Here is a 22618-nt window from a genome sequence, read left to right as displayed (position 1 = left end):
TTGACAGAGGTGCGGCATTCCTATCCTTGGCTCTACGTACCACCCACGGAGATCGCCATGTCCCACCCTTCACCGGCTCGCCCGCACCACCACCCACGCGGATTCTGGAATTTTTGGGCCGCACTGCTGGCCGCCTGCGCCTTGCTGGTGGCCTGCGGTGGTGGTGGCGGTGAGACCAGCAGCGCGCCCGACCCCAGCGGCGCAGTCACCCAAATTGTCGGTGCCGAGGGCGGCACCGTCACCGGGCCAGACGGGGCGCAGGTCGTCATTCCCCCCGGGGCGCTGGATGCCAACACGGCCATCGGCATAGCCCGCAGCAGCGCCGGAGCCCCGCCCGCGCTGGAAGGCTACCCGCCCCTGGGGCCGGTGTATGCGTTCACCCCGCACGGCATCCACTTCAACACGCCCATCACCATCCGCCTGCCCATGGGTTCTGCCGACCACAAGCTCTTCATGGCCAGCGCAGACGACAACTGGAACGACACCGCCTTTACCTACAGCGGCGGCATGGCCGAGTTTGTGCGCAGGGGCTTTTCATGGGCATACCCAAGTACAAACTGTGGCACCAACCCGAATGACCCGAGCCATGACCCGATCCGGTTCCCATCCCGCTGCGTCTCGCCGAATATCAACCCCACTGTCAGCGCCACCCCGACGGCGGCCCTGGTGTCTGCAGGCGGCATCTACGGCGACAGCAACTACACCCTGAACCAGGCCGCGCTGCTGCGCTTTAGGCTGGGCTTGTATGTACCAGCAGACTGCACCAACGCCAGCTTCATTTTGACGCGGAGCGACCACCTCTACGGCCAGTGGGGCAACCCCGTCACCATTGCCCAGCAGAGTGTGGGCCTGGTTACCGGTGGCAAAGCACCGACCCTAAGCGCCACCGGCAGCGCCAGTATCGACTTGGCCATGACCGCCCTGGACAACGGCAGGCAGATCTTCGGCCTACGGGGCGAGTGCACCCGCAATGGCCGCACCGTGCGTATGAACCGGGAAATCTTCATCACCACCCAGATCGCCTCCAGCCCTCCCCCACCCACCAGCCTGGCCATCGGCGGCACGCTGAGCGGGCTGTCCGGCAGCGGCCTGGTACTGCAAAACAACGGGGGCGACAACCTGGCCCTGGCCACCAACGGCAGCTTCCGGTTCGCCACCCTGCTGGCCACCGGCCAACCGTACAGCGTGACGGTGCTCACCCAGCCCAGCGGGCAGAGTTGCAGCGTGCAAAACGGCAGCGGCAGCGCGCAGGCGGGGGTGACGACGACGGTGGTGATCTGCGCCGATGTCATCAACGGTACAAGGAACTGGCAGGGGGTGTTGCCGGTGGTCACCAACAGCTTCACCGCCATCGGACCGCGGGTGGCCATGGATGCCAGCGGACATGGAATGGCAGTGTGGATGCAGCAACAAACGAGCGGCGGGAACTACCACCTTTGGGCCATTCGCTACAACCCGCTCAGTGGCTGGGGCATAGCATTTCAAATCGACACCGGCAGCGGCACAACCCAAAGGCAGCAGATCGCCATGGACGGCAGTGGCAACGCTCTGGTGGTCTGGGAACAGAGCGACACCATCACTGTGAACGGCCAATCTTCCAACGTCAAACGCATCTTCAGCAACTACTACAGCGCAGGCAGTGGCTGGGGCACAGCGACCGAGGTAGGTAGCAACCGCACTGACTCCCCCCACAGCCCCCGCGTTGCTTTTGATGCCAGCGGCCATGCCACGGCACTATGGACCAGCACCGGAGGTCGCATCTGGAGCAATGGGTTTACCGCCAGCACCGGCTGGGGCAACGCCACGGCGATTGCCGACACGCACCAAAGCGCGAACCTGGCCGTGAGCGCCAATGGCGATGCCTACGCGGTGTGGGTGTCCGATGACAACATCCCCTGGAGCCGCTACTACAGTGCCAGCAGCGGCTGGGGCACCGCCACCCCCATCAGCAACAGCATCAGCACGACCTATGGTGGCATACCAAAGATCGCGGCCGATGCCCACGGCAACGCCATGGCGGTGTGGACGCAGACTACCAACAACATCAGCACCCTGTACGCCAACCACAGCCATGGCGGCAGTTGGGGCACGGCAGAACAAATCGAAAGCAGCTACGACGCCCAACTGGTCATTCCCCAGATCGCCATGCAAACCAATGGCGATGCCATGGTGGTGTGGCTGAGTGACCTCAACAATGTGCTGGCGTTATGGACCCGCGCCTACGCCGCCGGTATCTGGGGCACCGCGCAGTTGCTGGATCCTGAAACATCGGACATCGGTATCGGCGAACCGCAGTTATCCCTGGACAGCCAGGGCAACGCCTTGCTGCTACTGGCAACAGGCCCCTACCAGAACATCCGGGCCCAACGTTACGGGGTGGCTACCGGCTGGGAAACTGCCACCTGGCTTACCGATCTGACCACGCCCTCCGGGCCGGGCCGGGGCCAGGCCCAGCTAGCCATGAGCCCCCAAGGCAACGCCATGGCGGCGTGGACAGCGGACACCGACAACGGCTTAGAAATTTATCTAAATCTGTACCGCGCACCGGCAGCACCGTGACGGCACCCATGGGCAGTCCCAGGCAACATTTTAGGTTTTCAGGCCATTTTTTAAGTGCCAAAATGGCCTCCCGTGCTTATTAGATAGGCACGAGGCGCTCCTGTTTTTTACTATTAATTTGATGGATGCCCCATGCCCCACGCCTACTTGCAGGAAGCCCCCACCCGCGCCGCCATCGACTCCACCCCTGGCCCGCTGGTGCTGGAGTTTGGCGATGACTACTGCGGCATCTGTGCGGCGGCCCGTCCGGGCATTGAGCAGGCGCTGGCCGCGCGGCCCGAGGCGCGGCACCTGAAGATCGCCGATGGCCCGGGCCGCCCGCTGGGCCGGTCGTTCCGCGTGAAGCTGTGGCCGACGCTGGTGTTTTTGCAGGACGGGCGCGAAGTGGCGCGGCTGGTGCGGCCCATGCAGGCGCAGCCGATTGCCGAGGCGCTGCAGGCACTCCCCCATTCGCTATCTAAATAAGAGCTGCTCACGCTTATCCGAGTAGCGCTAGCGGCCTAAAACACCTATATTTTTGGGGCAGGAGAAAAACCATGTCCATCCAGCTCGACCACACCATTGTTCCCAGCCGCGACAAGGTCGCCGCCGCCCGGTTGCTGGCGGAACTGCTGGACGTGCCCTGGGCCCCCAGCGGCATGGGGCCGTTTGCGCCGCTCTACCTGAACGATGGGCTGACGCTGGACTTCATCGACACCGACGAAGCATTCCCCATCTACCACTTCTGCTTTCGCGTCACCGAGGCTGATTTCGACACCATCCTGGCGCGCATCCAGGCCAAGGGCCTGGCCTACCGCAGCACGGTGCGCGGCAGCATGGACATGCAGGTCAACCACCAGTTTGGGGGTCGCAACGTGTACTGGAACCAGCCCGACGGGCACCAGTGGGAGATGCTGACCGCCAGCTACGCGCGCCAGCCATAGAACGCGTTTTTAGAGCTCTATTTGCGTGCCCGGTGCCGGTGCCTCCGTGGTCCAGCCCCGGGTGGTGGCGATGAGGTCGGCAAATCCGCGGGCCGTCTTGGCCTCGCCATGGACCACGAAAGTGCGCCGGGGTGGGCGCTTGAAGCCGCGCAGCCAGCCCAGCAGGGCCGCCTGGTCGGCATGGGCCGACAGCCCGCCGATGGTGTGGATCTGCGCCCGCACCACATGCTCCTCACCGAAGATGCGCACCCGCTTGATGCCGTCCACCAGCTTGCGGCCCAGCGTGCCCGCGGCCTGGAAGCCGATGATGACGATGGCGCATTCGGGCCGCCCGAGGTTGTGGCTCAGGTGGTGTTTGATGCGGCCTGCATCGCACATGCCGCTGGCCGAAATGATGACGGCCCCAGAGCGTATCTGGTTCAGCGCCACCGACTCTTCCACGGTAGGGGTGAAGTGCAGGTCTATCCATTGGCGCAAGGTGTCGTGGGGCAGCAGGTAGGCGCGGGTTTCGTCGTCCAGCAGCTCCTTGTGCCGCCAGGTGATTTCGGTGGCCTTGGTGGCCATGGGGGAATCGACGTACACGGTCAGCCGGGGCAGTCGGCCTTGTCGGCACAGGTCGGCCAGCAGCCACAGCACTTCCTGGGTGCGCCCCAGGGCGAAGGCCGGAATGATGATGTTGCCCTTGCGTCGGTCGACGGTGCCCTCGATGACCTCCACCAGCTCGTCCACCGTGTCGTGCATCTGCCGGTGCAGGCGGTCGCCGTAGGTGGACTCGACCACCAAGACGTCGGCGCTGGCGATGGGCGTGGCATCGCGCACGATGGGCCGACCCGGCTGCCCCAGGTCGCCCGAGAAAACCAGCTTGGTGGTTTTCTTGCCTCCGCCTTCGGTCACCCAGACTTCCAGGCTGGCCGATCCCAGAATGTGGCCGGCATCGCGAAAGCGGCAGCGCAGGCTGGAACACGGCCGGATGTCTTTGTCGTAGTCCACAGCTTCCAGCTGCTCCAGACAGGCCTGCGCCTGCGCCACGGTGTACAGCGGCGCGGGTGCGCCGGCCCGCTTGCGCTGCCGGTGGTTCTTGCGCTGTGCTCGCGCCCAGTCGGTTTCCTGGATATGCGCGCTGTCGAGCAGCATCACCGACAGCAAATCTGCGGTGGCGGCGGTGGTGACGATGGGCCCCCGGAAGCCCAGCGCGCACAGCCGGGGCAGCAGCCCGCTGTGGTCGATGTGGGCATGGGTGAGCAGCACAAAGTCAATCTGGCGCGGGTCGAAAGTCCAGGCCTGGAGGTTGCGCGCGCGGGCTTCGCTGCCGCCCTGGAACATGCCGCAGTCGACCAGAAAACGCAGCGTGTCGGTCTCCACCAGAAAGCAGGAACCGGTGACTTCTTGCGCGGCACCGATGAATGTGAGCTTCATACGCGTCTCCTAGAGTGGCACCCAGTATGGACCCACCCTCGGCAGCCGACTTGACCTTGGTCAAACAAGCTAACGCTATGTAAAACGTAGCTTCTCACGCTGATGGAATAAGCACGAGAAGCCTATTTTTTATAAATCTCCGGGCCCGCCCCGCCCTCAATTCGCCAGGATGGTGTGCGGCACCCGCCCCACCGCCACCGTCTTCAGGGCCTTGCCGTTCTCGGTGTTGATGATGGTCATGTCGTCCGACAGGCCGTTGGCCACATACAGGCGCGCGTTGTCCTTGCTCAAGGCCACGCCCCAGGCCCGCTTGCCCACCAGCACCACACGGCGCACGGTGCGGGTGGCCACATCCACCTCGGCCACGTGGTTGGCGCGCCCCAGGGCCACCCACGCGGTTTTGCCATCGGCCGTCATCAGCAGGCCGACGGGGGTGATGTCGGCTGCGCGCATGCCTGGTATCGCAAAGGACAAGGTCTGTTTGACCTTCATGGCGCGCGTATCGATGATGCTGACGCTGGCTCCCAGCTCGTTGGTCACCCACAGCTCGCTGCCATCGGGATTCAGCGCAAAGCGCCGGGGCCGCATGCCCACCTTCACCTGGCCTGCAATCTTGCGCGTGGCCACGTCGATGGCGTAGACGGTGTTGGCCCCTTCCGAGGTGACGTAGACAAACTTGCCGTCGGCAGACGCCAGCACGCCCTCGGGCTCGGTGCCGGTCTTGACGGTGAACAGCGGCTTCTTGCTGGCCGTGTCGTAGGCGGCCATCAGGTTGTCGTCTTCGATGGAAACGTAGGCTGTTTTGCCGTCGGGCGACAGGGAGAATATTTCCGGGCTATCGCCCGTGGGGATGGTGTCGATCTGCTTGCCCGCCTGCACATCGACCACGCCGATCTGGTTGCTGTCGCCACACACCACCATGATCAGCAGCCCGCCCTGCGCCCAGGCCATGTGCCGGGGCCGCAGGCAGGTGCCGATGGTGCGCATGGGCTTGCCCTCCGGGTCCATTTGCAGGATCTGGTTGTCTTTTTCGCTGCTGACAAAAATATCGGCGGCGGCCTGCAGGCTCAGGCTGGACAGGCAGGCCGCCAGGCACAGGGACCAGCCGGTTTTCAATAGTGTTTTCATTTGCTCATCTCCATATCTTTTTTTTCTAGAAAGCCCGGTTGTCACTTTTTGGCGCAGCCCGGCCAACGCCGGTGCGGTGTGCTCCAGGCTGCAACAGTGGCAGTGCAGAGGTGTTCAGGGTGCCGCCAGGGTCAGGCCGCGCGACTGGAACAGTGCCAGCAGTTCACCCTGTTTGCGCAGCGCATCCAGCGCCTCGTCCAGCGCCACGGCCAGCTCTTTGTTGCCCGCCTTGACGGCCATGCCCAGCGGCCAGCCGTTGGGGGGAATACCCGGCAGCACCAGCTTGGAGAAAGCCCAGTCCTGCCGCTCCCGTTTGGCAGCAAAAATGGCGGCCTCGGCCTGCGCCAGCGACACAAATGCCACGTCTGATTGCTGCTCCAGCACCGCCTGCGCCGCGACCAGCCCGGTCTTGTAGAGCGATGCCTGCTTGCGCAGCAAGCCGCCCTTGTAGCCCATCAGGGCGCTGGCGGCACCACTGCCCTGCTCCACCGCGATCTTCTGGCCGACCAGGTCTTCCGGGTTGTACACCTGGGGCAGCCGCTGGGGGTTGTGCAGCACCACCAGGTGTTCGCGCGCATAGGGTCCGAAGATGAAGGCCTGCCGGTTCTCTGACATGAAGTGTTTGTCCACCGGCACATGCAGCATCACATCGGCCGGGCCGTAGCCCAGGTAGTGGCCGCGCCAGACCATGTTGCGCAGGTCGTCGTTCATGTTTTCGCCGGAGTCGAAAGGCAGCAGCGCGGCGTTGAGCTGCATCTGCCGGGCCAGGGCCTGGGCCAGGCCCACGTCCAGCCCGGACATGCCCGAGGCGGCTCCGTCGGAGTAGGGCGCGTTGTCTTTGTAGAGGGCGACCTTCAAGCTGCCACGGGCCCTGATTTTCTCCATGGCCGTGGGTTCCTGCGACCAGGCCTGGGGCGCAGCCCCCAGCAGCAGGGGCAGGGTACACAGCATTTTTCTTCGCGACAGCAGAGGGCCGGGTGCGAGCGTGGGCAGATGTGTCAAGGGTGTCTCCGGTTGTTTTATCGATCTGCAGATGCGCCGGTGTCAGGGCTCGCGGCGGGTTTCCAGATAGGTCTTGATGGCCCAGATGGCTTCCTGCGTCAGGATGCCCTCGAACGGCGGCATGTAGACCCGCCCGTCGCGGGTGCGGCCCCGGCGAACCGTGGAGACATAGAAGTCGTCCATCTCCTTGAAACAGGCTTGCTTCTTGGCCGCATCGGCCAGGCCCATGCAGTCCGCATCGATCTTGCGCAGGTCGGGCGAGATGCCCCCGGAGATGGCCTCCAGTCCGTGGCAGCGCGCACAGTTCTGGTTGTAGGCGGAAGAGCCAATGCGCAGCGCCTCTTTGTGGCCGTCGCCGGTGGAGTACGGGTTGCTTTCCCGCCATTGGCTACCCAGTTGCGGCAGAGTGCTGGTATCGACCGATTGCGGCACTACGTCACCGTGCGCCATGGCCGGCACACTCCCCAATGACAAGCACAGGGCCAGGCTGGCGGCCGCCCAGGTTCCACCACGTTGCAGGAAAGATTTCATTTGCTGTTTGCCTCGATATTGTGTTGACGATGGTGTGCCAGTCAGCAAATACCGCGCCAGTGCCAAGCGGGCCCTATTTGCGGCATCTGTGCCAATTTGCAGCACCGCGGTGTTCTGTGGCTGGCGGGCATCTTGCGTTGCTATGGGCGCTGTAACAAAACGGAGCAAAATACATGGCTGACAACCCCCACAGCGGCGCCGCCGATGCCAGGTTCACGGTGATATGCAACACAGATTGCCCCGAGAACGACAACTGGCGTTGGCAAGAAGAGCCACCCGGAGACAACATGATCGAAAAAAGTTTTTCAGCGGAACCCGATGCCGCAGGCGGTGTCCATGGGGACAGCCCGCCGTATTCCGAGTTGATCGGTTCGTCCCGGCAGCGCTCACGAGACTATGGCCTGGAAGAGCATGACCGCCCCGATCTTTCGCGGGCGGCACGCGGCCTGATGAACCAGGCGCTGGAAGAGAACCGCTTTCTCTACCAGCATGCGGCACCGGTGATGGAAACGCTCTACGAGCAAATCGCCAACACCCACAGCATGGTGCTGCTCACCGCGCGCAGCGGCATGATTCTGCATTCGCTGGGCGATGCAGACTTTCTGGAAAAAGCCTCGCAAATCGCCTTGCAGCCGGGCGTGGACTGGTCTGAAAAAGGCAAGGGCACCAATGCCATCGGCACCGCACTGGCCGAGGAAAAACCCATCGTGGTCCACGGCAGCCAGCACTATCTGGAGGCCAACCGTTTCCTGACCTGCTCGTGCACACCGATATTCGATCCCTACGGCAAAGTGATTGGTGCACTCGACGTGACCGGCGACCACCGCAGCTACCACCAGCACACCATGGCTCTGGCGCGCATGTCCGCGCAGATGATCGAGAACCACATGTTCGCGGATGTGTTCCACACCGAGATCATGGTGCGTTTCCATACCCGTGCCGAGTTCCTGGGCACGCTGATGGAAGGCATTGCGGTGTTTGCACCGGACGGGCGTTTCATCACCGCCAACCGCAGCGCGCAGTTCCAGTTTGGTATGTCCAGCGGGGCCCTGGCGGCGCACACTTTCTACTCGCTGTTTCGCATCTCCACCTCGCAGTTCCACGACCGCGTGCGCACCGCCAAAGGCAATGTGATTTCGCTGTGCCTGCACAACGGGGTGACCATCTGCTGCCGCGCAGAACACAAGGCATCTCGGGCGTTTGAAACCGTCAATTTCTCGGGTGCAGACATCGTGCGTTCCGATGCCGCGCCCAAAGCGGATAGCAAGACGTCCAACAGCGATTTGCGGGCGCAGCAAAAGGCTTCGCTGTCCAGCCTGCGCTACCTGGACACGGGCGACACGCAGATTGCAGCGGTGATCGAGAAGCTGCAGCTGGTGCGCGGGCGCGACATCCCGATCATGATTCTGGGCGAAACCGGCACCGGCAAGGACCTGCTGGCCCAGGCCATCCACAACGACTCGCCCCGGGCCAACCACCACTTTGTGTCGGTCAACTGCGCCTCGATTCCCGAGACCCTGATCGAGTCCGAACTGTTTGGCTACGAAGAAGGCGCGTTCACCGGGGCCAAGCGCAAGGGTGCCATCGGCAAGGTGCAGTTTGCCCATGAAGGCACCTTGTTCCTGGATGAAATTGGCGATATGCCCAAGCACCTCCAGGCCCGGCTGCTGCGGGTGCTGCAAGAGCGCAAAGTCAGCCCCCTGGGTGCAGGCAAAGAGGTGGAGGTGGACGTGGCCGTCATCTGCGCCACCAATAAGAACCTCAAGGAAATGATTGCCCGCGGTGAGTTCCGCGAAGACCTGTACTACCGCCTCAACGGCCTGGTGGTGCGCTTACCGGCCTTGCGCGAACGGCAAGACCTGGAGGTGGTGGCGCGCAAAATTCTGGCCAGCGTGAGCCAGGCTCCGGTACCCATGGGCATCTCCAAGGAAGTGATGTCCATGCTGCGCCAGTACGCCTGGCCGGGCAACTTCCGCCAGCTGTTCAACGTGCTGCGCACGGCGGTGGTCATGGCGGGCGACTCGGAGGAGCTGCTGGTGGGCCACCTGCCCGAGGAGTTTCTGGACGAGTTGAACTACGTGGGTTCTCGACCGACCGAAGCGGCGCAGCCCCCCGTCGAGATCCGGGTGGAAACCCCGGCGGGCTCGGTGCCCACACCCGCCCCGGCCCGGGAGAACCACAACCTGGAGAGCGTGGCGCTGGAAGCCATGGCCCAGGCACTGCGCTCGACCCGGGGCAATGTGTCGGTGGCGGCCAAATTGCTGGGTGTGTCTCGCAACACGATCTACCGCAAGAAAGCGCTCTTGCCGGACGACATCTGGGATTGACGTGAAGTAACTTCCATGGCTCGGTGTGCTCTGCATCCGAGTCCATGAAAGTTAGGGCAAGAGCCGGGCTCCAGCCCGGCCTATTTGCCCCCAGTGAGAACCCAGCGAGAGATCAGGTTGAGATCGTCCTTGCCCAGCGAGGCATGCGGAGGCATCGGAATGCGGCCCCACTTGCCTTTGGAGCCGTACTGGATGGATTGCACCAGCGATGCCACCGCGTCCTTGTCATCAGCGTACTTGGCCGCCACGCTGGCATAGGACGGACCCAGCACTTTTTCTGCCGCAGAGTGGCAGCTAAAGCAGCCGCTGCTCTTGGCCAGCTCCAGCGCCGACTTGGCATCTGCCTGGCTCAAGGGCTGGGCCGCATGGGCTGCGCCCAGGGCCAGCAATAGGGAGGTCGCGAGGATTTTCATACATCAATTCAATCAAAAAAAGCCGGGTTCTGGCCGGGCCTATAGGCTGACGGCCAGAACGGTAGGGCCAGGTTATTTGGGCAGCTTGAAGGTCCAGACCGAACCGCCTTGTTCCAGGAAGTTGACCTTCTTGGCCACTTCACCACCCCACAGCGGCACCGCACCACCCCAGCCCGACACCACACTCACGTACTGGTCGGTGCCGTCTTTCCAGGTGATCGGAGGTGCCACCACACCCGAGCCGGTCTGGAACTGCCAGAGCAGCTTGCCGGTCCGTGCATCGGCGGCTTTGAGGTAGCCTTCGGGCGTGCCCCAGAACACCAGGTCACCAGCGGTGGTCAACACACCACCCCACAGCGGTGCGCTGTTCTTGACTTCCCAGGCCACATTGCCAGTCTTGGGGTCAATGGCGCGCAGCGAGCCGATATGGTCCTCGAACAAGGGCTTGATGGTGAAGCCCGCGCCCAGGTACGCGCCACCCTTCTTGTAGCTGATAGGCTCGTTCCAGATATCCATACCCCACTCATTGGTGGGCACGTAGAACAGCTTGGTTTTGGGGCTGTAGGCCATGGGCATCTGGTTCTTGCCGCCGAGGAAACCCGGTGCGGCGAACACCGAACTGCCCTTCTTTCCATCGCCGCCTTCTGCCGTCGGGTCCCCTGGGCGGTTGGCGGGATCAAAATTGGGTCGACCGGTTTTGAGGTCGATGCTGGTGGCCCAGGTGGTCTTCTTCACGAAGGGAAAGGCGTTGAGCAGCGTACCGGCAGTGGCATCGATCACATAGAAAAAGCCATTGCGGTCAGCCTTGCCGCCCACGCGTTTACCGTCCATGTCGAAGGTCACAAACTCGTTCACGCCGTCAAAATCCCAGGCATCGTTGGGTGTGCCCTGGTAGTGCCAGACGATCTTGCCGGTTTTCACCTCGATCGCCACGGTGGACGCGGAATACAGGTTGTCGCCCTTGCGCACATGGCTGTTCCAGGGGCCGGGGTTGCCGGTGCCGAAATAGGCCAGGCCGGTCTTCGCGTCATAGGTGCCGCCCAGCCAGGTGGCGGCTCCGCCGGTCTTCCAGGTTTCACCGGGCCAGGTGGCATTGGTGGTACCGGTGATGCCGTTGTCCTTGCCGTTCAGGGTGCCCATATGGCCTTCGACCATGGGGCGGCTCCAGACCATTTTTCCGGTCTTGGGGTCGCGGGCTTCGACGCGGCCCACCACACCGAATTCACCACCGGACACGCCGGTCAGCAGCAGCCCTTCGGCAATCAGCGGTGCGGCGGTATAGCTGTAGCCCGCAGAATAGTCGTCGATCTTTTCGCGCCACACCACCTTGCCGGTGTTCTGGTCCAGGGCCACCAGTTGGGCATCCAGCGTGCCGAAGATGACCAGGTTGTCAAACAGCGCAGCGCCACGGTTGACCACATCGCAGCAAGGCATGATGCCTTCGGGCAGACGGTGCTCGTACTTCCACAGCTTCTCACCGGTCTTCACATCGATTGCAAAAATGCGCGAGTACGAGGCCGTGACAAACATCTTGCCTTTGTAGATCAGCGGCTGCGATTCCTGGCCCCGTTGCTTCTCACCGCCAAAGGACATGGACCACACGGGAGCCAGGCGTTTGACGTTGCTGGTGTTGATGGTCGTCAAGGGTGAAAACCGTTGACCCTGGGTACCCATGCCCCAGCTCAGTACGGACTCCGGATGCGTGGCATCACCCGCAATCATGGCATCGGTGACCTGCGCTGACACCTGCGTGCCTGCCGCCACCATGAGGTAGCCGAGAAGTTTTCTTTTCACAATCGTGTCTCCTGTTTATTTGCTGGCGCGAAACACTGCCTCTTCGAGGGCAGTGGCATCGGTTCCCGCTTTGCAGAGCGCAAAGCCATCAACCGCAAGCTGTTTGCGCAATATGTATGCCAGTGGATAGGAGGGGTTTTCGGGCCTGTATGCGGTGGAAAACCGGGCCGATGGCAGCTTGTGTTCAATGCGGGTTCAGTCGCCCTGCTGCACGCTGCAACACTGTTCCAATATGAGTCACTGCACGGAGCACGCTTGCTCAAGCGGGTAGCAGCGTGATGCCCGCAGTGGCCTGCCACACGCCTTTTTTATCCACCACCAGCACATCCACATTCCAGACCTTGGCCAGTTGCAAGGCCCGATGGAAGCCCGCGACAAACATCACCTTGGTCAAGGCATCGGCCAGCACGCAGCTGGGTGCCACCACGCTCACGCACGACAGGCCGGTAGGTGAATAGCCGGTGGATGGATCGAAGATATGGTGGTGTTGAAAGTCGGGGCTGAAGCTGCACTGGTTGTCGGCCGATGTCGCCACGCAGCGGCCATCCATGGCGACGCGCGCCAGCACCGCCTGCGCATCGCGCGGATCGGCCACGCCCAGCGTCCAGGGCCGCTCGGGCGCGGGTGCTCCCATCGCCGCCCATTCCCCGGTGTCGATCAACGCATGCCGGATGCCCAGCGCCCGCAGGCGCTTCGCCACCAGGTCTGCCGCATAGCCCTGTGCAATGCCGTTGAGGGTGATACCCATCCCCTTGCGCCCCAGTGCGATGGCCTCTTCGGAGACTTCCAGCAGCTTCCAGTTGGCAAGGCTCTTTGCGGCCCGCACGGCATCCGGTGTCGGTAGCCGCCCCTGGCTGCTGGCCGCCTGGAACACCGCCCACAGCGGCTGCACCGTCACATCGAATGCGCCACGGCTTCGGGCCGATATGGCCTGGGCCGTTTGCAATATTGCGACCAGATCGGGGTGGGGATGGCGCAGGTGACCCGTGCGGTTGAGCTCGCAGATCGCGCTGTCGGGCCGAAACAAACTCATCTGGTCTTCCACATGCCGGATGGTGTCGCGCGCTGCATCCAGTGCGCGCTCGGCCAGCGCGGCATCCGCGTGGCCCACGCGGATCGCCATGGTGGTTCCCAGGCCTGTCAGCGTGCGCGCATGCCATTGCAGTGGCTCCGCCTGGGCCAAGCCCGCACCGCACAGGCCGATGGCCGTCTGGATAAAGGAGCGGCGCTTCATGGTGTGTGTTCCGTGGCGGCTGAGAGCGCAACGATGGGAATCACCGGCTGGCTGGCGGCCTTGCGCTTGCTGTTGAATACCGGCACACAAAGCTCTTCGCTCTCATAGACCACCACGCAGTCCATGCACTGGAAGCACTCGCCGTAGTCCACCTTTCCAGCCTTGTCGATGGCCTGGTAGGCGCAGTCGCTGCGGCAGCGTTGGCAGGGCTGGCCACATTCTGTGCGGCGCTTGATCCAGTCGAACTGCCGCAACCGGCCCAGCACCGACATGCCCGCGCCCAAGGGGCAGAGGTAGCGGCAGTAGCCTTTGTAGAAAAAGGCACTCAGGCCGACGGTGCACACCGCCCACAGCACGAACGGCCAGGCACGTACAAAGTTCAGGGTGATGCTGGTCTTGAAGGGCTCTACTTCCACCAGCCTGTCGCTCCAGGTGACGGACAGACAGGCCGACAACAGGATGCCTGCGAGGATGAAGTACTTGACCCACTTCAAGCGCGCATCCAGTTGCGTAGAGACGCGCACCTGCCGGATGCCAAGCCGTTGGCTCAGCTTGCTGACCAGTTCCTGCAGTGCGCCAAACGGGCACAACCAGCCACAAAAAGTGCCCCGCCCCCACACAAAGAAGGTCACCGCGGTAAACGCCCACAGCACCACGGTCATCGGGTCGTACAAAAAGAACACCAGACTCTGCTGGGCCAGCGTGGCCTGGATGAGGGCCACGAAGTTCACCACCGACAACTGCCCCTGGGCATACCAGCCGATGAAGCACAGCGTAAACAGCAAATAGCCGGTGCGAAACAGATCCAACCGCCGCTGGCTGGCACCCAGCCACTCCGGCTTGCGCAATGCCCACGCCAACACGCCCAGGCCCAGCAGCAACACACCCAGCTCTGGCCAACGCCCGGTCCAGCTGCTGTGCCAGGTCTTGGCATCGGTTGCCGCGGTCTCGACATACCGGCCCGGCAACTGGGCGCTGAAGGCAAAGGGTTTGCGCACCACCTCAGGATAGATCTGGCCCTTGCTGCGCGTGACCAGCAAGGCAAAGTCCAGCGGTGCTGCGGGGTCCAGGCCTGCCGGTGCGATGACCCGGAACACATTCACTTGCGCTCCCGCCAAGGACTCAGGCAGCCGCAGCCGGGTATCCAGGTCCATATCGCGCATTTCCAGCGGCAAGCCCTGCTGGCCCAGGGTCAAACGGTCGGGCACGGTGCCGCGCATGAAGTTATCGCCCAGCACCGGATACCGGCCCGTGCCCACCACCAGCAAGGCATGGTCGCCGGGGTCGAGGCGCTTTTGCAGGTACTCCCAGTCTGCCGCACCCAGCAGATTGCGTCCCACCGATGGCACGTCCAGATAGGCAAAGTACAGCTCCTGCAAACTCTGATCCGGCGCGGCCAGGGCCTCGGGGTCCAGCCCTTCACCGACCGTGCCCTGGAAGGCTTTTTCGACATCGCTGTTGCGAAAGACGTGCCGTGTGAGCAGCCCGGCCCGCAGCAGGCCATCCCAGTCCATGGCGGTGAAAACATCGGGGCGGATGCGGGCAATCAGCTCGGGGTCTTTGCCTGCGCCATAACCCAATTTGGCCCGTGCCACCTTGAGCGATGCCGCCAGCAGACTTTGGTTGAGTATGCGCACCGACGCGGTGGCTTTGGCTACGCCATCGATATACACATTGGCGCTGGTGGCCCTGTCGGCACCGCTCTGGTTGGAGCCGATCTTGATACTGTGCTTGACGGACAACTGGGTGTACTGCTCAACAAACTTGAACAGCGGCTTCTCGCCCAGCCCGTCCAGAAACACCGGCTCGTGCTGCGACAGCACTTTGACATCCATGAACTTGCCGTCGGTGTCCAGCGCTACCAGCAGGTTGAAGGGCGTACCCGAGAAACCCGGAATCGCCACCAGGTCGAGCGACTCAAAAGCATAGGCCACGATGGGCGTGCTGGTGGCGGCCTGCTTATAGATCGGCCATACCGGCAGGTCGCGGTCTTTCTCGCCCACGATGAGCGGTGGCGGAAAAGCCTTTTGCATGGCGGCGCGGTCCATCGTGCCCGCCTGCGCAAAGTTCAGCCCCAACAGCAGCCATAAAAACGCGAATAGCTTCATGTCAGTAGCCCCTAACCACGCTGCCGGATCCAGCCGCGCTGCGGGTCGTAGCCGCGCAAGGCCAGGGCAAAAAAAACCACACCGCACACCGCCACCACCGCCAGCGAATTACCCTTGAACTGGCCCTGCAAGGCAAAGCGGACCAGCTCCACCACATGGGTGAAGGGGTTGAACTGCGCCAGCTCAAACAGCCACAAGGCCCCCGACTCCTGCAGCTTCCACAGCGGGTACAGGGCCGAGCTGATGAAGAACATGGGAAAGATCACGAAGTTCATCGCCCCGGCAAAGTTCTCCAACTGCTTGACATACACCGACAGCATCAACCCCAGCGCAGCCAGCATCGCTGCCCCCAGGGCCATGGTCGGCAGGGCCCAGAGCCAGGCCCAGCCATCCGATTCCACCCCGAAGGCCCAGGCGATCACCAGAAAGACCAACATCTGCAACAGCGAAAGCACCGTCGCCGCACCCAGCTTGAAAGCCAGCAGCCACCCGCGTGCCAGTGGTGCCGTGAGCAGCAGGCGCATGACCCCCATCTCGCGGTCGTACACCATGGACAGCGAGCTCTGCATGCCGTTGAACAATGCGATCATGCCAAGCAGGCCGGGCAGCATGTAGACCTTGTATTCGATGTAGGTCTCGTACGGCGGAATGATGGCAATGCCAAACACGTTGTGGAAGCCGGCCGAGAACACCACGAACCACAGCAGTGGCCGCACCAGGGACGATGCCAACCGTGCGGGCTGGCGCAAGAACTTCAGCAGTTCCCGCCCCACCACGGCGCGCAGGGCCCGCCCCAGGTGGGGAATCAAAGACGTTTGCTGCATGCGCTCTCCTTCTGGTCCACACCCAGGGTGTCCAGCACTTCGGTGGGGTGCAGTACGCCGTCGAAAGGCGCAATCCCTGCAACACCATCGGCATGGGCCAAAAAGAGGGGCTGGCGCAACTGCCCGTCCCAGGGCCGGAACGACAGGCGAGGGCCCTTGTAGCCATCCACAAACATCTGCCCACCGCGCAGCAGCTTGAGCTGCTCTGCCACCGTGGCCTTGGGCTGTTCGGTCAGCACGGCCACGATGGACTTGACCGCTATCCAGGCCGCCCAGTCCTGCGCCGCCATGGGCCGGTGCGCAAGCCGCGAAAAGCGCCGCGACAGTTGCGGCCCGCCATTGCGCTCCCACTGCGGATGCCAGGCCATGGCGGTCAGCCCGTTGGAGCCCACCACGGGCCGCGGCCATTGCGTGGCGTAGGGCAGCGCGCGGGCAAACTCGCCCTGGCTGTCCAGCACCACCACCACATCAAAGCCCTTGTCGTTGGTGAGCAGACGCGTATTGCTCAGGTCGCGCTCGCGTGGATCACCCGACACTTTGAACTGCGCCGTCTTGTTGACCCGCAAACCATAGCGCTTGGCCGAACGCACAAAGGCATCCAGCTGCAACTTGTCTTGCGGCTGCTGGCCATACAGCACCAGTGCCTGCGTCCAGGACCGGGCGGCAAGGTACTGCACCAGGGCATCGCTGAGCATTTGCCGACTGGGATATGTGTGCAGCATCGCCAGCGCGCAGGAGGCACCGCGCAAGGCATCCGAGCTTGAGCCGATGTTGAACAGGATGGGCGCGTCGGGACCGTTGGTGGCGGTACTGGCGATCTGCTGCAGCTCTGCGTCGGGCAGGTCCAGCAGCACATGCTGGATCTTGGCGGCCTTGAGCTGGGCCATCACGCGCGGCAAATCGGCTGCGTTGCTGGCCATGAAGGTTTTGATTTGCACGCGCTGGCCCACCGCTTCCAGCTCCGGCTCGGACTCCTCCAGCGCCACCCGGGCAGCATCGCTTGGGCGGCCAGCCGGATGGTCAGGGTAGGCGCGCTCCAGTTGGCGGGCTTGGTAGCGTGCGTCGTCATCCAGCCCCACCACAGCCACAGTCCAGGGCGCTGCGCCCACCCATTGGCAAGCCAGCAGCGACAGCCCCACGGCAGCCCGCGCCAGACTGCGCTTCGCGCAAGTTTTTGTCTCCATCGGCTTCTCTTTTTTAGCGTCACAGAATGTGACATGCAGGCTGGTAACCGCAAGATAAATGCCACCTCGGGAAAGCCCGCCGTGGAACAACACTTGCTTTGCAAAGGGGTGACGCTTGCCCCCAACTGCAGACCCCATGCCATGTCCACACCACCCTGTGCCCCCGATACACCGCCGGTTTTGCTGGCGTGCGATATCTCCAAGTCCTATGGCTCCAAGCGGGCTTTGGAGTCCATCCATCTGTGTCTGCGACCGGGGCAGTTCGTCGCGCTGCTGGGGCCCAATGGCGCGGGTAAATCCACGCTGCTGCAGATACTGAGCGGGCTCTTTGTGGCCGACAGCGGCCAGTTGTCCATCCTTGGACACAATATGCAGACCCATGCCACCCGCGCCCTCGCCTGCTTGGGCATGGTGTTCCAGCAGTCGTCACTCGACCTGGACCTGAGCGTGCAGGCCAATCTGCTCTTCCACACCGACCTGCATGGCATTCCCCGCAAAACGGCGCTACTCAGAATCCAGGAGGGTCTGGAACGCCATGGCCTGCAAGCCCAGGCCAAAACAGCAGCACGCGCGCTATCGGGCGGTAGCCGACGCAAGGTGGAGCTGATTCGGGCGCTGCTGCACAAGCCCCTGCTGCTGCTGATGGACGAGGCCACCGTGGGCCTGGACCCGGCCTCCCGGCAGGCGTTGATGGCCGCAGTCGTGCATTTGGCACGCGCCGAAGGTGTGGCCATTCTGTGGGCCACGCACCTGGTGGATGAACTCCAGCAGGCCGACCAGGTGGTCGTGCTGAACCAGGGCGCGGTAGTGTTTGACGGGCCGCCCAAAGACTTGGTGGTACAGACGCAGGCGCGCAATCTGGAGCAGGCCTTTTTGCAGCTTTGCCCAGGGCTTTAAGCGGTGCCGGATTCCCCAAACAGCTCCTGCATTTCCGCCTCGGTAAAAACGCGCGAGCGGGTGTGGAAAGCCTTGCCTTCCGGGCCTTCGAGCGAGAAGGTGCCGCCATGGCCTTCAATCACGTCGATGATCAGTTGGGTGTGCTTCCAGTACGCATACTGCGCCAGGCCAATGTAGAACGGGCAGCCACCGATATCGCCCAGGTACACGTCGCCCGCCCCCATGGTGATCTCGCCGGGCAGGTAGCAATTGGCGGCGCTGTTGTCGCAACAACCACCCGACTGGTGGAACATCATGGCCCCGTGCTTTGTCTTCAAGAACTCCACCAGCTCCAGGGCAGCCGGGGTGGCAATCACTTTTTCAACCATAGTGCGCTCCAGGTAAAAAGGGGCCGTTGACGGCCCCTTGTTTTTAAACCAACTTCAGAATCAGAAGAAGCCGAGCTTTTGCTCGCTGTAGCTGACCAGCAGGTTCTTGGTTTGCTGGTAGTGGTCGAGCATCACTTTGTGGGTTTCACGGCCGATGCCAGATTCCTTGTAACCACCGAATGCAGCATGTGCAGGGTACGCGTGGTAGCAGTTAGTCCATACGCGACCTGCCTTGATGGCGCGACCCATGCGGTAAGCCACATTGCCGTTACGACTCCACACACCGGCACCCAGACCATAGAGCGTGTCGTTGGCGATTTCCAGGGCTTCCGCTTCGTCTTTGAACGTGGTGACAGCCAGTACCGGCCCGAAAATTTCCTCCTGAAAAATGCGCATCTTGTTGTGGCCCTTGAACAGCGTGGGCTGCACGTAGTAGCCACCCGCCAGATCGCCGCCCAGGTGCGCCTGCGCGCCACCGATTAAAACCTCTGCACCCTCCTGCTTGCCCAGGTCGAGGTAAGACAGGATTTTGGTCATCTGCTCTTTGGAAGCCTGCGCGCCCATCATGGTGTCGGTGTCCAGCGGGCTGCCCTGCACGATGGCGGCCACACGCTTGAGCACGCGCTCCATGAACTTGTCGTAGATGGATTCCTGGATCAGCGCGCGGGATGGGCAGGTGCAGACTTCGCCCTGGTTGAACGCAAACAGCACCATGCCTTCGATGGCCTTGTCCAGGAAGCCGTCGTCCTTGTCCATGATGTCGGCAAAGAACACATTGGGCGACTTGCCGCCCAGCTCCAGCGTGGCGGGGATCAGGTTGTTGGCCGCCGCCTGGGCAATCACCCGGCCCGTGGTGGTAGAGCCGGTGAAGGCAATCTTGGCGATGCGCTTGCTGGTGGCCAGCGGCATGCCGGCTTCACGGCCATAGCCATTGACGATGTTGAGCACACCGGGTGGCAGCAGGTCGCCAATCAGCTCGGCCACCAGCAGCATGCTGATGGGGGTGGACTCTGCGGGCTTGAGCACCACGCAGTTACCCGCGCCAATGGCCGGTGCCAGCTTCCAGGCGGCCATCAGGATGGGGAAGTTCCAGGGGATGATCTGGCCGACAACACCCAGGGGCTCCTGGAAGTGGTAGGCCACGGTGTTTTCGTCGATGTTGCTCAGTGCGCCTTCTTGCGAGCGCAGGCAGCCCGCAAAGTAGCGGAAGTGGTCGATGGCCAGCGGAATATCGGCGTTCAGGGTTTCGCGGATGGGTTTGCCGTTGTCCACGGTTTCGGCGTAAGCCAGCATTTCCAGATTGGCTTCCATGCGGTCGGCAATCTTGAGCAGAATGTTGGCGCGGTCTGCGGCAGGGGTACGGCCCCAGGCATCGGCTGCGGCGTGGGCAGCATCCAGGGCCAGTTCCACATCTTCGGCAGTCGAGCGGGCCACCATGGTGTAGGACTTGCCCGTGACCGGGGTCACGACGGCGAAGTATTCACCCTTGGTTGGCGCAACCCACTTGCCGCCAATAAAGTTGTCGTATTGCGCTTTGTAAGCGACTTTGGCACCAGCGGTACCGGGCAGGGCGTAGAGCAAGTTTGTCTCCTTGAAATCTGATGGGATGGGAACGTTTCCCTTGCGGGTGCCTATTCCTTCTCACATCCTGTGCCAACTGGCCCGCAGTACAGGAAAACCCTTGCTTTCATGGGCGAATTCCTGCGGCAACAGGCTTCGTGATCCAACCGACGGGAACCTGGGCTGCGCCACTGCTCCATAAAGCAACAGTCTGTGCCACAGGCCGTTTCCAAACGAAACAGTGTTACGCAGACACATCAATCAGGCCGTGGCGAACGGCCAGCAAAGTCATCTCGGCCTGGTTGACCAGACCGAGCTTTTGCTTGGTGTTGTACAGGTGCGTTCCCACGGTGGAATTGGAGAGCTTGAGGGTTTCTGAAATTTGTGCCACCGATTGGCCACGCGCCAGCTGCACGAACACCTCGAACTCGCGAGCCGAGAGCTTGTCCACCGGCCCCTGGTCGCCGTTGATGGCCTGTACCGCGATGCGCTGGGCAATCTGCGGGTCCACATAGCGCTGGCCCTTGGCCATGGCGCGGATCGCATCGATCAGCACCTCGGGCGCGCTACGCTTGGACAGATAGCCCATGGCCCCCGCCTGCAAGGCCCGCATCGGATGGCTGATGTCCTCGTGGGCAGACAGGGCCAGAATGCGCACCCGCGCGTCCTTGGCCACCAGGCGCTTGATGGCCTCGATGCCGCCCATCCCGGCCATGGCGATGTCCATCACCACCACGTCTGGCGCGGCGGCTGCAAAGGCCTGGCAGGCGGCTTCGCCACTGTCCGCCTCGGCCACCACCACCACATCGTCCGAGGCCTGTAGCAAGAGTTTGAAACCCATGCGCACTACCGCATGGTCGTCCACCAACATGACTTTCACTTTATGTCTCCACCGGTTTATTTTTCATTTTCAGAGGCAAGCTCACCCGTACCCGTACCCCGGCGGGTGCCATCTGGTCCAGGTCAAAACTGCCCCCCAAGGCCTGTGCCCGCTCACGCATTCCGGAAACCCCATAGTGTCCAACGGCCTGCCATTGCTCGATATGGCCCACCCCATCGTCCACCACCTCCATCCGCAAAACCGTGTCTGAAGCGCTCACCCGTACATCGATACGCCGGGCCTGTGCGTGGCGCAAAGCGTTGCTCATCGCCTCCTGGACGATGCGGTACACCGCGGTGGCCAAGGCGTCGTCCAGCCCGTCTAGCGGCTCTGGCATGTCAAAGTTCAGCTGCACGCCGGGATGGTGCAACTGGCAATCGGCCAGCATGTCGCGCAGCGCGTCGTGCAGGCCAAAACGGTCCAGCGCCAGTGGCCGCAGCTGGGCAATCAAGCGGTGCACGCTGTCGTAAATCTGGTCCGCGCAGCCCATCACCAGCCTAGCCGATTGCTCTATCGTGGCGTCGGTACCCGCCGCCCGGCGGGCAATCGCCAAGCCCACGCTTTTGATGGCAGTGACCTGCTGGCCCAGCTCGTCGTGCAGCTCCCGCGAGATAGCGGCCCGCTCCAATTCAATCCGCCCCTGGATGGTCTGGGTCAGCTCACGGTTCTCGGCCAATGCCTGCGTGGCCGCCTTGGCCTGGCGCTTCGCTTCAATGCTGTCTTGCACAGACTGTGCCATGTGGTTGAACGCCAAACTGACCAGCCGCCCCTCGCGGCCCGACACATTTGCCATGCGGGTGGCGTAGTTGCCTTCGGCCATCTGGCGCAGGCCCAGCATCACCCGGTGCAAGGGCTTCAGCACCTGGCCCACCAGGGCGTAGACCAGGGCATTGCCCAGCACAAAGCCCGCCAGCACCATCCACAGCATGGGGCTCAGGTCATCCCAGCCATCCAGGATGGCGCGCGAGGGATCGGCCCGCAGAATAATGCGGCCATTGGGCAGCCGAATCTCCTGCGGCTCCAGCGGGGTTGCCACGATCTGGTTGTACCACTGCGGCGAGGTACGCCCGGCCTTGTACACCGGGGGCGGCGAGCGGTAGATCAGCGCGTCCTGCTCGTCGCGCAGCTCGACCTCGTTGGCCCGGATACGCCCTACCTGGGCCAAAAATCCGGCCATGCCCTCCAGGCCACTGGAGCCATACACCCACTGCATGCGCGAGAGCAACTGGGTGGCCACCACGTTCGCGCCCAGCACCTCCTCATGCACGCTGCGCCGGATGTTGTCGATCTGCAAGCCGATCAGCACCGAGGCAAAAATGCCCAGCATGGCGGTGATGATCAGATTGAGTTGAAGGCGAAGGCTCATGGGTTCCCTGGTGGCGCTAGAGGCAGCTAGCAGCAAGTCCCATGCCGCCGCCCCATCTCATGAAAATCATGAGGCCGGATTCCAAGATTTCGCGATGCGCCCCA

The 22618-nt window shown here is 62.9% G+C and carries 19 protein-coding genes; 5 read left to right on the top strand and 14 right to left on the bottom strand.

Annotated features, from left to right (window positions below; all coding sequences use genetic code 11):
• Positions 1-57: 57 nt before the first annotated feature.
• The 3 genes from AC097O_RS08120 to AC097O_RS08110 all read left to right on the top strand — a co-directional run bounded on the left by AC097O_RS08120 (position 58) and on the right by AC097O_RS08110 (position 3482).
• Positions 58-2559 carry a hypothetical protein gene (locus tag AC097O_RS08120; RefSeq protein WP_479592305.1) on the top strand — a complete coding sequence of 834 codons (2502 nt, stop codon included), beginning with the start codon at positions 58-60 and terminating at the stop codon, positions 2557-2559.
• 132 nt (positions 2560-2691) lie between these two features.
• Entirely contained in the window at positions 2692-3024 is a 333-nt protein-coding gene (locus AC097O_RS08115) for a thioredoxin family protein (protein WP_479592304.1), read from the top strand.
• A 71-nt stretch (positions 3025-3095) separates the two neighbouring features.
• Positions 3096-3482, top strand: a complete 387-nt coding sequence (locus tag AC097O_RS08110; protein ID WP_479592303.1) for a VOC family protein — start codon at positions 3096-3098, stop codon at positions 3480-3482.
• Between the two features lie 9 nt (positions 3483-3491).
• On the opposite strand, the gene AC097O_RS08105 is transcribed toward AC097O_RS08110, so the two are convergent.
• From AC097O_RS08105 to pedF, 4 genes are all read right to left on the bottom strand, one after another.
• Positions 3492-4898 (bottom strand): MBL fold metallo-hydrolase RNA specificity domain-containing protein, encoded by a 1407-nt coding sequence (locus AC097O_RS08105; protein WP_479592302.1) that lies wholly within the window; start codon positions 4896-4898, stop codon positions 3492-3494.
• 156 nt (positions 4899-5054) lie between these two features.
• The gene (locus tag AC097O_RS08100) at positions 5055-6026 is read right to left on the bottom strand and encodes a beta-propeller fold lactonase family protein (protein ID WP_479592301.1); all 972 of its coding nucleotides are present in this window, start codon (positions 6024-6026) and stop codon (positions 5055-5057) included.
• Between the two features lie 114 nt (positions 6027-6140).
• Positions 6141-7028, bottom strand: a complete 888-nt coding sequence (locus AC097O_RS08095) for a substrate-binding periplasmic protein (protein ID WP_479592300.1) — start codon at positions 7026-7028, stop codon at positions 6141-6143.
• A gap of 42 nt (positions 7029-7070) precedes the next feature.
• A complete protein-coding gene (gene pedF, locus AC097O_RS08090; RefSeq protein WP_479592299.1) occupies positions 7071-7559 on the bottom strand; it encodes a cytochrome c-550 PedF in 489 nt (162 codons plus the stop codon).
• 287 nt (positions 7560-7846) lie between these two features.
• On the opposite strand from pedF, the gene AC097O_RS08085 reads away from it, so the two are divergent.
• The gene (locus AC097O_RS08085) at positions 7847-9886 is read left to right on the top strand and encodes a sigma-54-dependent Fis family transcriptional regulator (RefSeq protein WP_479592298.1); all 2040 of its coding nucleotides are present in this window, start codon (positions 7847-7849) and stop codon (positions 9884-9886) included.
• A gap of 80 nt (positions 9887-9966) precedes the next feature.
• Here AC097O_RS08085 and AC097O_RS08080 read toward each other — a convergent pair whose 3' ends face one another.
• From AC097O_RS08080 to AC097O_RS08055, 6 genes are all read right to left on the bottom strand, one after another.
• A complete protein-coding gene (locus AC097O_RS08080) occupies positions 9967-10299 on the bottom strand; it encodes a c-type cytochrome (RefSeq protein ID WP_479592297.1) in 333 nt (110 codons plus the stop codon).
• 72 nt (positions 10300-10371) lie between these two features.
• The gene (locus tag AC097O_RS08075) at positions 10372-12066 is read right to left on the bottom strand and encodes a PQQ-dependent methanol/ethanol family dehydrogenase (protein ID WP_479592399.1); all 1695 of its coding nucleotides are present in this window, start codon (positions 12064-12066) and stop codon (positions 10372-10374) included.
• 286 nt (positions 12067-12352) lie between these two features.
• A complete protein-coding gene (locus tag AC097O_RS08070; RefSeq protein WP_479589200.1) occupies positions 12353-13327 on the bottom strand; it encodes an FAD:protein FMN transferase in 975 nt (324 codons plus the stop codon).
• Entirely contained in the window at positions 13324-15435 is a 2112-nt protein-coding gene (locus AC097O_RS08065; RefSeq protein ID WP_479592296.1) for a 4Fe-4S binding protein, read from the bottom strand. Before AC097O_RS08065 ends, AC097O_RS08070 begins: the two co-directional genes overlap by 4 nt.
• A gap of 11 nt (positions 15436-15446) precedes the next feature.
• A complete protein-coding gene (locus AC097O_RS08060; RefSeq protein WP_479592295.1) occupies positions 15447-16259 on the bottom strand; it encodes an ABC transporter permease in 813 nt (270 codons plus the stop codon).
• Complete coding sequence (locus tag AC097O_RS08055; protein WP_479592294.1) at positions 16241-17443, bottom strand: type 1 periplasmic-binding domain-containing protein; 1203 nt, start codon at positions 17441-17443, stop codon at positions 16241-16243. The genes AC097O_RS08060 and AC097O_RS08055 overlap by 19 nt, the downstream gene beginning before the upstream one ends.
• A gap of 141 nt (positions 17444-17584) precedes the next feature.
• Between AC097O_RS08055 and AC097O_RS08050 the strand changes: the two genes are divergently transcribed.
• Positions 17585-18340, top strand: coding sequence for an ATP-binding cassette domain-containing protein (locus AC097O_RS08050; RefSeq protein WP_479592293.1), 756 nt, complete (start codon positions 17585-17587; stop codon positions 18338-18340).
• On the opposite strand, the gene AC097O_RS08045 is transcribed toward AC097O_RS08050, so the two are convergent.
• The 4 genes from AC097O_RS08045 to AC097O_RS08030 all read right to left on the bottom strand — a co-directional run bounded on the left by AC097O_RS08045 (position 18337) and on the right by AC097O_RS08030 (position 22514).
• On the bottom strand, positions 18337-18708 hold the full coding sequence (locus AC097O_RS08045; RefSeq protein ID WP_479592292.1) for a DUF779 domain-containing protein: 372 nt from the start codon (positions 18706-18708) through the stop codon (positions 18337-18339). The genes AC097O_RS08050 and AC097O_RS08045 overlap by 4 nt on opposite strands.
• 60 nt (positions 18709-18768) lie before the next feature.
• Positions 18769-20289 (bottom strand): aldehyde dehydrogenase, encoded by a 1521-nt coding sequence (adh, locus tag AC097O_RS08040; RefSeq protein ID WP_315185986.1) that lies wholly within the window; start codon positions 20287-20289, stop codon positions 18769-18771.
• A gap of 223 nt (positions 20290-20512) precedes the next feature.
• Positions 20513-21139: a response regulator gene (locus tag AC097O_RS08035; protein ID WP_479592398.1), complete on the bottom strand. Its 627-nt coding sequence runs from the start codon at positions 21137-21139 to the stop codon at positions 20513-20515.
• 10 nt (positions 21140-21149) lie between these two features.
• Positions 21150-22514 carry an ATP-binding protein gene (locus AC097O_RS08030; protein ID WP_479592291.1) on the bottom strand — a complete coding sequence of 455 codons (1365 nt, stop codon included), beginning with the start codon at positions 22512-22514 and terminating at the stop codon, positions 21150-21152.
• Positions 22515-22618 lie beyond the last annotated feature (104 nt).

The sequence above is a fragment of the Rhodoferax sp. LS1P39 genome, assembly GCF_056521425.1.
The sequence above is the reverse complement of the archived record's forward strand: the minus strand, read 5'-3'. Positions and strand labels throughout refer to the sequence as shown.